Annotated in this window: 18 protein-coding genes; 11 read left to right on the forward strand and 7 right to left on the reverse strand. The window is 64.2% G+C overall.

Annotated elements, in window-relative coordinates; all coding sequences use genetic code 11:
- The first annotated feature begins 3 nt into the window (after positions 1-3).
- From V3C40_RS00530 to V3C40_RS00565, 8 genes are read left to right on the forward strand one after another with little or no spacing between them, the layout of a single operon-like run.
- A complete protein-coding gene (locus V3C40_RS00530; protein ID WP_331776155.1) occupies positions 4-870 on the forward strand; it encodes an urease accessory protein UreD in 867 nt (288 codons plus the stop codon).
- A gap of 12 nt (positions 871-882) precedes the next feature.
- On the forward strand, positions 883-1185 hold the full coding sequence (locus V3C40_RS00535; RefSeq protein ID WP_034751936.1) for an urease subunit gamma: 303 nt from the start codon (positions 883-885) through the stop codon (positions 1183-1185).
- 23 nt (positions 1186-1208) lie between these two features.
- Positions 1209-1538 carry an urease subunit beta gene (locus V3C40_RS00540; protein WP_034751935.1) on the forward strand — a complete coding sequence of 110 codons (330 nt, stop codon included), beginning with the start codon at positions 1209-1211 and terminating at the stop codon, positions 1536-1538.
- A 1-nt stretch (position 1539) separates the two neighbouring features.
- Entirely contained in the window at positions 1540-3240 is a 1701-nt protein-coding gene (ureC, locus tag V3C40_RS00545) for an urease subunit alpha (RefSeq protein ID WP_331776156.1), read from the forward strand.
- A 13-nt stretch (positions 3241-3253) separates the two neighbouring features.
- The gene (ureE, locus tag V3C40_RS00550; RefSeq protein WP_331776157.1) at positions 3254-3778 is read left to right on the forward strand and encodes an urease accessory protein UreE; all 525 of its coding nucleotides are present in this window, start codon (positions 3254-3256) and stop codon (positions 3776-3778) included.
- Positions 3778-4458, forward strand: a complete 681-nt coding sequence (locus tag V3C40_RS00555; protein ID WP_331776840.1) for an urease accessory protein UreF — start codon at positions 3778-3780, stop codon at positions 4456-4458. Before ureE ends, V3C40_RS00555 begins: the two co-directional genes overlap by 1 nt.
- 23 nt (positions 4459-4481) lie before the next feature.
- Positions 4482-5120, forward strand: a complete 639-nt coding sequence (ureG, locus tag V3C40_RS00560) for an urease accessory protein UreG (RefSeq protein WP_219327223.1) — start codon at positions 4482-4484, stop codon at positions 5118-5120.
- On the forward strand, positions 5117-5677 hold the full coding sequence (locus V3C40_RS00565) for a HupE/UreJ family protein (protein ID WP_331776158.1): 561 nt from the start codon (positions 5117-5119) through the stop codon (positions 5675-5677). Before ureG ends, V3C40_RS00565 begins: the two co-directional genes overlap by 4 nt.
- Here the strand turns inward: V3C40_RS00565 and V3C40_RS00570 are convergent.
- Entirely contained in the window at positions 5674-6285 is a 612-nt protein-coding gene (locus V3C40_RS00570) for a 1-acyl-sn-glycerol-3-phosphate acyltransferase (RefSeq protein ID WP_034751930.1), read from the reverse strand. The genes V3C40_RS00565 and V3C40_RS00570 overlap by 4 nt on opposite strands.
- Before the next feature lie 250 nt (positions 6286-6535).
- Between V3C40_RS00570 and V3C40_RS00575 the strand changes: the two genes are divergently transcribed.
- Positions 6536-6757, forward strand: coding sequence for a hypothetical protein (locus tag V3C40_RS00575; RefSeq protein ID WP_034751929.1), 222 nt, complete (start codon positions 6536-6538; stop codon positions 6755-6757).
- A 117-nt stretch (positions 6758-6874) separates the two neighbouring features.
- On the opposite strand, the gene V3C40_RS00580 is transcribed toward V3C40_RS00575, so the two are convergent.
- The 5 genes from V3C40_RS00580 to V3C40_RS00600 all read right to left on the reverse strand — a co-directional run bounded on the left by V3C40_RS00580 (position 6875) and on the right by V3C40_RS00600 (position 10782).
- A complete protein-coding gene (locus V3C40_RS00580; protein WP_331776159.1) occupies positions 6875-7939 on the reverse strand; it encodes an alkene reductase in 1065 nt (354 codons plus the stop codon).
- Positions 7940-7995: 56 nt separating this feature from the next.
- On the reverse strand, positions 7996-8292 hold the full coding sequence (locus V3C40_RS00585; RefSeq protein ID WP_034751927.1) for an ArsR/SmtB family transcription factor: 297 nt from the start codon (positions 8290-8292) through the stop codon (positions 7996-7998).
- A gap of 139 nt (positions 8293-8431) precedes the next feature.
- Positions 8432-9604, reverse strand: coding sequence for a helix-turn-helix transcriptional regulator (locus V3C40_RS00590; protein WP_331776160.1), 1173 nt, complete (start codon positions 9602-9604; stop codon positions 8432-8434).
- 72 nt (positions 9605-9676) lie between these two features.
- Positions 9677-10258 carry a hypothetical protein gene (locus V3C40_RS00595; RefSeq protein WP_319991186.1) on the reverse strand — a complete coding sequence of 194 codons (582 nt, stop codon included), beginning with the start codon at positions 10256-10258 and terminating at the stop codon, positions 9677-9679.
- A 164-nt stretch (positions 10259-10422) separates the two neighbouring features.
- Positions 10423-10782: a DUF1304 domain-containing protein gene (locus tag V3C40_RS00600; RefSeq protein WP_034751924.1), complete on the reverse strand. Its 360-nt coding sequence runs from the start codon at positions 10780-10782 to the stop codon at positions 10423-10425.
- Positions 10783-10995: 213 nt separating this feature from the next.
- On the opposite strand from V3C40_RS00600, the gene sugE reads away from it, so the two are divergent.
- Together sugE and V3C40_RS00610 are read left to right on the forward strand one after the other, a co-directional pair.
- Positions 10996-11316 carry a quaternary ammonium compound efflux SMR transporter SugE gene (gene sugE / locus V3C40_RS00605; RefSeq protein WP_046684095.1) on the forward strand — a complete coding sequence of 107 codons (321 nt, stop codon included), beginning with the start codon at positions 10996-10998 and terminating at the stop codon, positions 11314-11316.
- A gap of 22 nt (positions 11317-11338) precedes the next feature.
- Positions 11339-11668 (forward strand): SMR family transporter, encoded by a 330-nt coding sequence (locus V3C40_RS00610; RefSeq protein ID WP_070217979.1) that lies wholly within the window; start codon positions 11339-11341, stop codon positions 11666-11668.
- 161 nt (positions 11669-11829) lie between these two features.
- On the opposite strand, the gene V3C40_RS00615 is transcribed toward V3C40_RS00610, so the two are convergent.
- Positions 11830-12792, reverse strand: coding sequence for a succinylglutamate desuccinylase (locus V3C40_RS00615; RefSeq protein ID WP_442907201.1), 963 nt, complete (start codon positions 12790-12792; stop codon positions 11830-11832).
- Positions 12793-12796: the final 4 nt, after the last annotated feature.

Raw genomic sequence — 12796 nt, forward strand, 5'->3', positions numbered from 1 at the left:
CGCATGCCAGACAGCACCCGACCAGTCACGCCTTTACCAGCCAGCGCGCACGGCGCCTGGCAGGCGCACCTGCGCCTGGGCTTTGCCTTGCACGATGGCGTCAGCCGCCTCGTCGAGCGCACGCACAGCGGCCCCCTGCGCGTGCAAAAGCCCCTGTATCCTGAAGGCGACGCCGTCTGCCACGCCATCATCATCCATCCTCCCGGCGGCGTCGTGGGCGGCGACCAGCTGGCCGTCGACGCCACGGTGGGCGAGGGCGCGCACGCCTTGCTCACGTCGCCGGGCGCCGCCAAGTGGTACCGCGCCAACGGCCACGTCTCGGGCCAGCACATCGTGCTGCGCGCCGGTAGCGGCGCGGCCATCGAGTGGCTGCCACAGGAAAGCATTTTCTTCGACCAGGCGTGCGTGCGCCTGCGCCACGAAGTGGAACTGGCGCCGGACGCCAGCTACATCGGCTGCGACATCGTCTGCCTGGGCCGCAGCGCCTCGGGCGAAGTTTTCAGCACGGGCGGCATCAGCCAGCAGGTGCAGATCCGCCGTGGCGGCAAGCTGCTGTGGTGGGAGCAGGGCGTGCTGGCCGCCGGCGGCGCGCTGATGGCCAGCCCACTGGGATTGGCGGGGCACACCGTGTGCGCCACCCTGATCGCCGTCGGCGCCCCCGTTCCTGCCGCCGTGCTGGCGGCCGTGCGCGGGATCGCCGTGCCGGCCGGCGCCGCGTTTGGCGCCTCGCACATGAAATCGCTGGTGGTGGTGCGCCTGCTGTGCGGTGACAGCGAAGCGGCGCGCCGCGTCATGCTGGCCGCCTGGCAGCTGCTGCGCCCCGCCATGCTGGGACGCGACGCCGTCGTGCCCCGCATCTGGAATACTTGAAGAAGGAAGAACATGGACCTGACTCCCCGCGAAAAAGACAAGCTGCTCATTTTTACGGCCGCGCTGCTGGCCGAACGGCGCCTGGCGCGCGGCTTGAAATTGAATTATCCGGAAGCGGTGGCCCTGATCAGCGCCGCCATCATGGAAGGCGCGCGCGATGGCAAGTCGGTGGCGCAGCTGATGTCGGATGGTACCAAGATCCTCTCGCGCGCCGACGTCATGGACGGCATCGCCGAGATGATCCCCGACATCCAGGTGGAAGCGACCTTCCCCGATGGCAGCAAGCTGGTGACCGTGCACCACCCGATACCGTAGTTTTTTTTGAGAAGGAGCCCCTCATGACCCCAGGCGAATACCAATTGGAAGAAGGCGAAATCAGCTTGAATGCCGGGCGCGCCACAGCCACCGTGGTGGTGGCCAACCGGGGCGACCGGCCGATACAGGTCGGCTCGCACTTCCACTTTTTTGAAGTCAACCCGGCGCTGGCCTTCGAGCGCTGGCGCGCCTACGGCATGCGCCTGAACATCACGGCTGGCACGGCCGTGCGCTTCGAGCCGGGCCAGCAGCGCACCGTGGAACTGGTGGCGCTGGCGGGCGAGCGCAAGGTCTACGGCTTCAATGGCGAAGTGATGGGCGAACTGCAAGACACACCACCGGGAAAGGATTGAGATGGCCAGCATTCCCCGCAGCGCGTATGCCGAAATGTTCGGCCCCACCAAGGGCGACCGCATCCGCCTGGCCGACACGGAACTGTTCATCGAGATCGAGCATGACTATGCGATCTACGGCGAAGAGGTAAAATTCGGCGGCGGCAAGGTGATCCGCGACGGCATGGGCCAGTCGCAGCGCTGCGCCGCCGAGGTGATGGATACCGTCATCACGAACGCCGTCATCCTCGACCACTGGGGCATCGTCAAAGCTGACATCGGCTTGAAGAACGGCCTGATCTTCGGCATCGGCAAGGCGGGCAATCCGGACATCCAGCCTGGCGTGACGCTTCCCATCGGCGGCGCCACCGAGATCATCGCCGGCGAAGGCATGATCATCACGGCCGGCGGCGTCGACACGCACATCCACTTCATCTGCCCGCAGCAGATCGAGGAAGCGCTGATGAGCGGCGTAACCACCATGCTGGGCGGCGGCACGGGACCGGCCGTGGGTACGGCCGCCACCACCTGCACGCCGGGACCGTGGCATTTGCACGCGATGCTGGCGGCCGCCGACGCCTTCCCGATGAATTTGGGCTTCATGGGCAAAGGTAACGTCAGCTTGCCGCTGCCGCTGGAAGAACAGGTGCGCGCGGGCGCCATCGGCCTGAAACTGCACGAAGACTGGGGCAGCACGCCGGCCGCCATCGACAACTGCCTGTCGGTGGCCGACCGCATGGATATCCAGGTGGCGCTGCACAGCGATACCCTCAACGAGGGCGGTTTTCTCGAGCACACGCTGGCCGCCTTCAAGGACCGCACCATCCACACGTTTCACACGGAAGGGGCGGGCGGCGGCCATGCGCCCGACATCATCGCCGCCGTGGGGCAAGCCAACGTGCTGCCCTCGTCGACCAACCCGACGCGACCATTCACCGTCAACACGCTCGACGAGCACCTGGACATGCTGATGGTGTGCCACCACCTGGACCCGGCCATTGCCGAAGACGTGGCGTTTGCCGAGTCGCGCATCCGCCGCGAAACCATCGCCGCGGAAGATATCCTGCACGACATCGGCGCCATCTCGATGATGTCGTCCGACTCGCAAGCGATGGGGAGAGTGGGCGAGGTGATCATGCGCACCTGGCAGACGGCGCACAAGATGAAGGTGCAGCGGGGTGCGCTGGCGCCCGATACGGCGCGCAGCGACAATTTCCGCGCCAAGCGCTACATCGCCAAGTACACGATCAATCCGGCCATCACGCACGGGATTGCGCATGTGGTGGGCTCGATCGAGGCGGGTAAGATCGCCGACATCGTGCTGTGGAAGCCGGCGTTTTTCGGCGTCAAGCCGTCGATGATACTGAAGGGCGGCATGATCGCGGCCGCGCAGATGGGCGACCCGAACGCGTCGATTCCCACGCCGCAGCCCGTGCACTACCGCATGATGTTCGGCGCCTTCGGCGGCGGCCTGAAAAAGTCGTTTACGTTTGTCTCGCAGGCGGCCTACGACCTCGATATCGGGCACCAGCTGAAACTGAACAAATCCGTCATCGCCGTGAAGAACATGCGCGGCTTGCGCAAGCACGACATGATCCACAACAGCGCCACGCCGCACATGGAAGTGGACCCGGAAACCTACGCCGTGCGCGCCGACGGCCAACTGCTCGTGTGCGAAGCGGCTGCCGTGCTGCCGATGGCGCAGCGCTATTTTCTATTTTAAGCAGGAGACAAGCATGCTGACTTTGCATACCAAACTGGGACCTGGCGATGAACGTACGCCGTTTGCCCAACTTGTGCTGCCCTACGACCAGCGCGAAAAATGCCGGCTGCGCGCCGTGCTGTCGAATGGCGACGACGTGGCCGTGTTCACCGTGCGCGGCACGGTGCTGCGCGACGGCGAGCGCATGACGGGGCCGGAAGGGCAGGTGGTGCAGATCGTCGCCGCGCGCGAACCGACCTACCTGGTGCGGTGCGCCGACGCGCACACCCTGCTGCGCTGCGCTTTCCATTTGGGCAACCGCCATACGCAGGCGCAGGTGGGCGACGGCTTTTTGCGCATCCGCAAGGACGTCGTGCTGAAGGAGATGCTCGAAGGCTTGCAGGCGATGGTGACGGAAGAAAGCGTACCGTTCGAGCCCGAGGCGGGCGCATACGGCGGCGGCCATGGCCACCACGACGGCCACGGCCAGCACTTGCTGGCGCCCGTGCCGCTGCGGCAGAAAATCCACCGTCCCGGCGATGTGCCAGGCGCCGCGTGATGCAGGCCTCGGCCCTGCTGCATTTGCTGCAGTTCGCCAGTCCGGCCTTGCCGATTGGCGCCTACAGCTATTCGCAGGGGCTGGAAGCGGCGCTGGAGTCTAGCCTGGTGCACGACGCGGCCACGGCGCGCGCGTGGATCGCCGAGCATCTGGCGCAGGTGGTGGCGCGCTGGGAAGCGCCCCTGTGCTGGCGCTTGATGCAGGCGTTTGAAGCGCAGGATTTGCGCGCCGTGCAGCGCTGGAGCGAGCGTTTCATCGCGTCGCGCGACACGGCGGAATTTCGCGCCGAAACCATCCAGATGGGCTATTCCTTGACCAAGCTGCTGGCCGAACTGGGCGTGGCCGACGGCGTCCTGATCGACATACTGCAGGGCCAGACGGAAGTGGCCCTGCCTACCGCGTATGCCTGCGCCGTGGCGGCACTGGCGATTCCCCGCGAAGAGGCGCTGCTGGCCATGCTGTTCGCCTGGGCGGAAAACCAGGTGCTCGTCTGCGTGAAATCCGTGCCGCTGGGGCAGGTGGCCGGGCAGCGCCTGCTGCTGTCGCTGCGCCCCGACCTGGAAGCGGCGGCGCTCACGGCGCAAACCTTGCCAGACGACGAGATGGGCAACTGGGCGCCCGGCCTGTCGCTGCTGTCGATGCGCCACGAAGTGCAGTACAGCCGCCTGTACCGTTCCTGAACATTACAACGAGAGACCATACTATGACTTCGATCACTTCCAATCCGCTGCGCGTGGGCATCGGCGGGCCCGTCGGCTCGGGCAAGACGGCCCTGTGCGAAATGCTGTGCAAGGGCATGCGCGAGCGTTACGACATGGCCGTCATCACGAACGACATCTACACCAAGGAAGACATGGAAATCCTGCTGCGCGCGGATGCCTTGCCGGCCGAGCGCCTGATGGGCGTGGAGACGGGCGGCTGCCCGCACACGGCCATCCGCGAAGACGCTTCCATCAACCTGGAAGCGATCGCGCGCATGCAGGCGGATTTTCCCAACCTCGATTTGATCCTGGTCGAATCTGGCGGGGATAACTTGGCCGCCACCTTCAGCCCGGAATTGTCGGACCTGACGATTTACGTGATCGACGTGGCGGGCGGTGAAAAAATCCCGCGCAAGGGCGGGCCCGGCATCACGCGTTCTGATTTGTTGATCATCAACAAGACGGACCTGGCACCGTACGTGGGCGCCAATCTCGACATCATGGCGCAGGACGCCCAGCGCATGCGCGGCGCGCGCCCCTTCGTATTTACCAACCTGCGCAGCGGCGACGGCGTGCAGGTGGTCATCGATTTTATCCGCGAGCAAGGTTTGCTCGATCAACCAGGCAAGGAGCTGCAATGACTGCAAGACTGATGAAGAAAACGGCCGCCGTGGCTGCCCTGTGCCTGCTGGCCGTGCCCGCCATGGCGCATCCCGGCCATGGCGAGAGCGTGGGATTCCTGGCCGGGTTCGCCCATCCGTTCACGGGCATCGACCATCTGCTGGCCATGCTGGGCGTGGGCATCTGGGGCGGCCAGCAGCGCCGCGGCCTGGCGCAGCCCGCCACGTTCCTCGGCATGATGCTGCTTGGCGCGCTGGCCGGCATGGCGGGCTTGAGCATTCCCGGGCTGGAAACGGGCATCGCCGCCACGGTGGCGCTGGTAGGGCTGGCCATCGCGCTGGCGCTGGCCTTGCCGAACTGGCTGGGCATGGGACTGGTGGGCCTGTTTGCGCTGGCGCATGGCAATGCGCATGGACAGGAATTGCCGGCCGCCTCGGCCGCCTGCGGCTTCATGCTGGCCTCGGCCATCCTGCTGTGGGCCGGACGTTTCACCGGCCAGGTGCTGGCCGAGCGCATGCTGCGGGTGGCCGGCGTGGCCTTGACGGCTGCCGGCGTGGTGCTGATGGGAGTTGCTTAGGCGCCGGGGCGGCGTTCCGACAGCACGATGGGCGCCGCCTTTTCAGGGTGCAAGCCTTGGTGGCCCGCATACACGGCGGCAATCGCCGCCATGTCGGCGTCCTTGTCGCCCGTCAGATATAAATGGTCGACGACGCCCAGCACCTTGTTCGGGTAGTCGATGTAGACCAGCAGCAAGGGCACCTTGGCCGCCACGGCCAGGTGATAAAAGCCGCTTTTCCAGTTCGGGCGGTAGCTGCGCGTCGCTTCCGGCGTGATGGCCAGCCAGTACCAGTCGGCCGCCAGCATGCGTTCGGCCTGGCGCTGTATCGTGCCGCTGGTGGTGCTGCGGTCGACGGGTTCGCCGCCCAGGTAGCGCAGCACCTTGCCCATCGGACCGCGGAACAGCGAATCCTTGGCCAGCCAGCGGAACGGCAGCGACAGCGCCCATTTGCCGAACAGGCCGACGATGAAATCCCAGTTGGACGTGTGCGGGTAGACGACGGCAATGCCGCGCGGCCCTGGCAAGGGGCGAAAGCGCATGCGCCAGCCAAACAGGTGAAGTACGCGCAGCGCGCAGCGCTGGTGCCAGGTCGGCAAGTCGCCCGCTTGTACAAATAAATCGTCCATTGATACCCTTCAGTGACACTGTTCTTAATGGGATGGCGCTGGTGGCCATTTTCCTTGAAGCAAAAATTCTGCGCAGGCATTCTATACGGGGCTGGCGGTGGCGACAAGCAGCCGAAGCCGCTATTCATGCGGTGCCGCGGCCGTTGCTGCCCCTATTTTAACGATGCTTTGCCACGGTGTCGGGCACTAAATGCGCACAATGTGGTCAAAACTTGATGCAAGGTTGATCCACCCGATAGGGAGCCATGGCATGAAAAACAATATCGATGATGGACATGGGCAGCAAGTCCGAACGGACAAAGTGATGGCCGAGCTCGTAGAGCGTGGCGTGGCGTTTCATCATGCGCTGGGGCGAACGGTGGCGACGGCCTACCTGCGTGAGCACGCGGTGCCGGCCGAGGTGATACGCCGTGTCTTCAGCAGCGTGCAGGCGCGCCGTCCGGCAAGGCCAGCTCGGCGCCGATGGCGCTGAAGGGCAGAAAAAACGGCGGGCGCCGCGATCGTCACGCAGTTAGTTGCGTTGGTATCGTTGCGCCCGCCGCTGGGGGGAGCCGCTAGTTGCTGCTCAGGGTGCCGCTCAGGGCGCCGTTCAGCCGTGGGCCGCCAGCGCCGGGTAGTCCGTGTAGCCGGCTGCGTCCGGCGCGTACAGGGTGGCCGGGTTCAGCGGGTTCAACGGCGCGTCGCTGTGCAGGCGGATGGGCAGGTCGGGGTTGGCGATGAACCACAGGCCAAAGGCGACGGCATCGGCTTCACCCTTGGCCAGCAGGGCTTCGGCCGCCGCCTTGTCCATTTTTTCGTTGGCGATGTACACGCCGCCGAATTCCTGTTTCAGGTACGGACCCAGGCGGTCGTCGCCGAGCGCTTCGCGCGCGCAGATGAAGGCGATGCCGCGCTTGCCCAGTTCGCGTGCCACATAGCCAAAGGTGGCGCGCGGGTCGGAATCGCCCATGTCGTGCGCATCGCGGCGCGGCGCCAGATGCATGCCGACCTTGTCCGCGCCCCATACTTCGATACATGCGTCCGTCACTTCCAGCATCAACCGGGCGCGGTTTTCAATTGAGCCGCCATAGTTGTCGGTGCGCAGGTTGGTGCTGTCTTGCAGGAACTGGTCGAGCAGATAACCGTTAGCGCCGTGGATTTCCACGCCGTCGAAGCCCGCTTTTTTCGCATTTTCCGCGCCAAGGCGGTAGGCCGCGACGATACCGGGAATCTCTTCCGCATCGAGCGCGCGCGGCGTGACGAATTCCTGTTGCGGGCGCACCAGGCTTACATGGCCTGCAGGCTTGACGGCGCTGGGCGCCACGGGCAGGTCGCCGTCGAGGAAGAGTGGTGCGGAAATGCGGCCCACGTGCCACAGTTGCAGCACGATCAGGCCGCCCGCGTCATGCACGGCCTTGGTGATGTGTTTCCAGCCTTCCACCTGTTCCTCGGACCAGATGCCCGGGGTGTCGGCATAGCCCACGCCCTGCGGCGTGACGGCCGTCGCTTCCGAGATGATCATGCCGGCCGAAGCGCGCTGCGTGTAGTACTCGGCCATCAGGGCGTTGGGCACGCGGCCCGGATTGCCGGCGCGCGAACGCGTCAGCGGCGCCATGATGATGCGGTTTTTCAGTTGCAGGCTGCCAATGGTGATGGGATCGAATAAAGTTGCCATGATGGTTGTCTTTCCTGTCGAGAGTGCCGCGTGCGGCGATGTGGATGGGGTTGCTGTTACAAACCTTGCTGCATGTGATCGAGAAAGGCCTGAATGGTGGCTTCATTGCGGCTGAAGAAACTCCATTGGCCCACCTTGGTGGCCGAAATCAGGCCCGCCTTCTGCAAGCTGGCCAGGTGCGCCGACACTGTCGATTGCGACAGGTTCAGGCGCCGGTCGATCAGGCCGGCGCACACGCCCAGGTGCAGCGGGTGATCCTGCTCCTGGAAATACTGTTCCGGCTCCTTCAGCCATTGCAGGATCTGCCGCCGCACGGGATTGGCCAGCGCCTTGTGGATGGCGTCGATATCCATATTGTTTCTCCTGAACATACAATTCGCTTTTCAGCGATGTATATATCGTGTTTGTTCAATCCTAATATCGCTGTTTTACGATATGACTATCTTACGATATAAATGAAAAGCGTGCTGGCGGCACGCACTTTTGACGGATTCAGGCGGGAAGGGGATTGCGTTGCAGCACGGCCGGACCCGTCAGCACGATGCGCACCAGGTCCACCTGGCGCTGGGCGCCGGCCTTGGCGGTGGCGCTCTTGATCTGCGTGCGCGCCGTGTGGATGGAAATGCGCTGGCGTTCGGCGTATTCCTGCAAGGAATAGCCGTTGACGAGCGCTTCCGTCAGGCGCGCCTCGGCCACCGTCATGCCATAGAAATTGCGCAAGGTGGCGGCCAGCGAGGTGATCAGGTCGCTGCTGTCGCTGAGGAAAACGGCGATGGCGCTGGCCGAACCGAATGGGCTGTGCCAGGAGGGCAGGGGCGTGACGCGCAGGCGCAGCTGCTCGCCCGTCAGTCCGTTCAGATTGAGCACGCCGCCGGGGCCGCCTGCCGCCGTCGTGCCCGTTTGCGCGGCCTCGTGCAGCAGGCGCCGCAGCGCGCCGTTGTCCGCTTCGCGCGGGCAATACAGGGGCGCGCCTTCGCGCAGCTGCAGCAGCCGCGTCGAAGCCGTCATGGCCAGCGCCCGCTCATTGGCGTACAGCAATTGCGACGTGGCGTCGAGCAGCAGCACGCCAAACGGCAGCAATTCCAGTACCTGGGTGGAACTCTGGGACAGCACTTCCAGCCGGCGCAGCTTGCGCTGCAGGGCAAACGCCGTTTGCAGATGCGGCATCAGCTTGCGCATCAGCGCCAGCTCGCCCGCATCGTAGGCGCCCGCCCGTTCGCGGCGCACCACGGTGACGTTGGTGGAGCGTTCTGCGCGCAATTCGACGATGGCCGCCGCCGTATAAAAGATGTCTTGCGGGCGCAGCCAGTCCGTCCAGTATTCGGTTTTCTTCAGGCAATGGTCGGGAAACAGCATGGAGCCGGTGACGACGGCGCCTTCACGGTGCAGGGAGGCGTCTTCCAGCCAGACGTTGCGCGCACCGTAATAGCTGGCAAAGCTGGCCATGGCATCCGATTCGAAGCCATACGTGGCGGCCAGGCCGCTGCCCGGCAGCTGGACATCGACTGAGCGGTTGCTGAAATCATTGGCCCAGATCAAGCCTGCGTGCGACTGCAACTGTTGCGCCAGGGCGGCCAGGAATTTCGACCAGGCACCATGTTGTGTGGCCGCTTCGTAGATCAGGGTAATCAGTGCCTGGCTGGCGACGGCGAGCGATGGCGTCATTGGCGACCCTCATGGCGGCAAGCGGTGGGCAAGACAAACAAGGGCGGCCTTTGCTTCGGCCGCCCGGCTTTCTTAACGCGATTCCAGCCAGCTTTTGCCGCCGGACGTGCACGTGCTGAGGCTGGCGTACTGGCTCACATAGTTATAGCCGCTGCCGCAGCCGCCTTCGCCCGATTTGACGGGGCCGTAGCAAGCGCCTTCATAGCTGAGCTTACCATTGACGGTGGTACTTTTGACACAGAAATTGTAGTTGCTTGCCGTGGTGTTGTTGGGCAAGGTGGTGCCATTGTTTTGCCCGCAGCCCAGTTCCTTGCTCACGTTGCGCGCGTAGTCGACCATTTTCTGGTACGTGCCGCTGTAGTAGGCATCGGCCTTGGCTTTTTCTCCCAGCTTGCAGGCGGCGATCACGCTGTCATAGCCGGAATCGGCCTGCGCATAGTTGCCTGACACCTGGATGCCGCAGGCGCTGGCCTGCTTGCGTTCCGCGTCGCTGATCAGATTGCTGTACTGGCAGTTTGCCGAGGTGCCGCTGGTGCCGCCGGCGCTGGTGGAACCGCTGCCTGAGCTGGTGTCGTCGCTGCCGCCGCCACCGCAGGCGGACAGCATGAGACAGCCGAGTAAAGTGACGGCAAAGGTGGTTGGATGTGCTTGCATGATTTCCCCTGTGGACTGTGACGTGCCACCATGTATCTGGTGGTATCTTTTTTATTGCTACAAGGAATTGTATCGGGCATGTTTTTTGGAAACATCACCCATATGGGGTATGCGCAGGCAGCACGGAGCGGGGAAGGGCGGCCGGCTGGCCGCCCCGGCAGGCATCAGGCGAAGTGGAACAGCAGCAAGGCGATGACGGCAGGCACCGTTTGCAGGTAGAGGATGCGCGTCATGACGGTGGCCGCGCCCCACACACCGGCCACGGCGATGCAGGCCAGGCCGAACACGGTGAATGCATAAGCGATGGCCGCGTCCGGGTGAAAAAAGCCCAGTGCCAGCGCTGCGACGAGAAAACCGTTGTAACAGCCCTGGTTCGACATGGCGGGACGCACGATCTCCGCCTTTTCCTTGGACAGACCAAACACCTTGCGTCCGCGCGCATCGAACAGCACGGTTTCCAGCAGCACGATATACACGTGCAGCAACAGGATGAGGGCGGTAAGGATTTGGGCCAGTAGCAGCATTGTTGTTCCCGAAAGTGAATGGATGCGGCAATTATGCTGCCAAGTGCATGTTTTTTGGCAACTTTCGACTAGAGCGATGGTACTAGCGCAAAGTGTGCTTGGGGCAAGATTTTTCACCCAATGGTATACTTTTCCCTTTGCTCCTGTGGGGACGACCCCGCTCGATGTGGGGGCTGTATGGCGGGGACGACCCTGCCGCCTCGGGAGAAAAGTATGGCATGGATCATTCTGGTATTGGCGGGTTTGCTGGAAATCGGCTGGGCCATCGGCCTCAAGTACAGTGCCGGCTTTACGCGGCTCGTGCCCTCCGTGCTGACGGCGGTTTCCATGGTGGGCAGCGTGGTGATGCTGGGCCTGGCCTTGCGCACCTTGCCGCTGGGCACGGCCTACGCCATCTGGACGGGCATCGGCACCGTTGGCACGGCCATCTTCGGCATCATGGTGCTGGGCGAGCCGGCCAGCGCCGCGCGCATCGCCTGCATCGCCCTGATCGTGTCCGGCATCCTGGGCTTGAAACTGCTCAGCCCACAATAAGGAGGCCAGCATGAGTCTCGCCATGACCTATTTCTACCTGGCCATCGCCATCATCGCCGAAGTGATCGCCACCAGCGCCTTGAAGGCGTCCGAGGGCTTCAGCCGCTTGTGGCCCAGCGTCATCACCGTGGTTGGCTACAGCATCGCCTTCTGGTGCCTATCCCTGACCTTGAAGGTCATTCCTACCGGCATCGTGTATGCGATCTGGTCGGGCGTGGGCATCGTGCTCATTTCCGCCGTCGGCTGGTTTTGGTTCAAGCAAAGCCTCGATACGCCGGCCTTGATCGGCCTGGGGCTGATCATTGCCGGCGTGCTCGTGATTAACTTGTTTTCCAAGTCCGTCGGGCACTAGGAGCCTATCCCAGTAGATGAATACATCCCCTGCTGGCGCCCCTCAGAAGCGGGGACTGCGTTGATCGTCGTCGCGTGGCTCGCCACGCGTCCTCCTCACGCCTTGTCCGCGCTCCTGATGAACTACCAGCAGATGACGCTCCCTACTGGAATAGGCTCTAATCAGAAACTGCTGGCAACCCGCGCCAGGTAATACCACTCGGCATTGGCTTGCGCGTTGACGTCCGGGAACAGGATGTAGGCGTCGAACTCGGCCGTCACGGGCGTGCCGTCCGCGCGCACGCCGATCTGCTCGCCCTGTTGCACCTTGTCAAAGCTGGACCAGGTCTTGATGAAGCGGTCGCCCGCATCGCGCTTGTCGTGCACGACGACCATGTTCAGCGCTTCCATGTCGGCATCGGCGATCGGTTCGGGCTGCGGCGCGTCGATGAAGCCGAGGAAGGCGAGCGTGTTCATGATGGCGCGGTAGGCAACGTCCGGCGCGGCCGGGTCCGCGTGCTGGCCGCATTCCAGGGTCAGCGCATAACCGCCCGTCGAGCGCATGTATTCCGTCGTGCCCACGCCGTAGCGCAAGACCATGCCCACCTGGTCGCTGGTGCCCAGGCGGCGCTGTACGCCGGCGCCATACGTTTGCAGCCAGCCATCGACGAAGCGGCGCACGCCCAGGCGGCGTGCCAGCGCGCGTTCCTTGTCTTCGTGCTTGAACGGTTGCAGCGGGCCATCGTTGTTGCGCGGTCCCACCATGACGAAGGGCTGGCTGTCGGCATTGAACGAGTGCAAGTCCAGCAGCACGTCGTGCTGGCCCAGCAGCGGGCATAGCCAGTTGGCGATGCGGTCTTCGAAATCCTGTGGATTGTCGTTGGGGAACAGGTTGCGGTTCAGGTTGCGGTCGCCGCTGCGCACGCCCTTGGCGTAAGCGAGCGGGTTGGTGATGGGCACGAACGTGACGCTGCCGGCCACGATGGAGAGGGCGCCGCTGTCGAGTTCAGCCATCACGCGGTGGATGCCCTTGGTGCCGCAGGTTTCATTGCCGTGTACGGCGCCGGTGACGATCAGGCGCGGGCCGCTGCCCTGGCCCGTGTAGTTGATGGACTTGAAGTGGAGTGCGCTGCTCATGCTGGACATATCC

Origin of the sequence: Janthinobacterium sp. LS2A (genome assembly GCF_036543145.1) — a bacterium.
GTDB classification, from domain to species: domain Bacteria; phylum Pseudomonadota; class Gammaproteobacteria; order Burkholderiales; family Burkholderiaceae_D; genus Janthinobacterium; species Janthinobacterium aestuarii.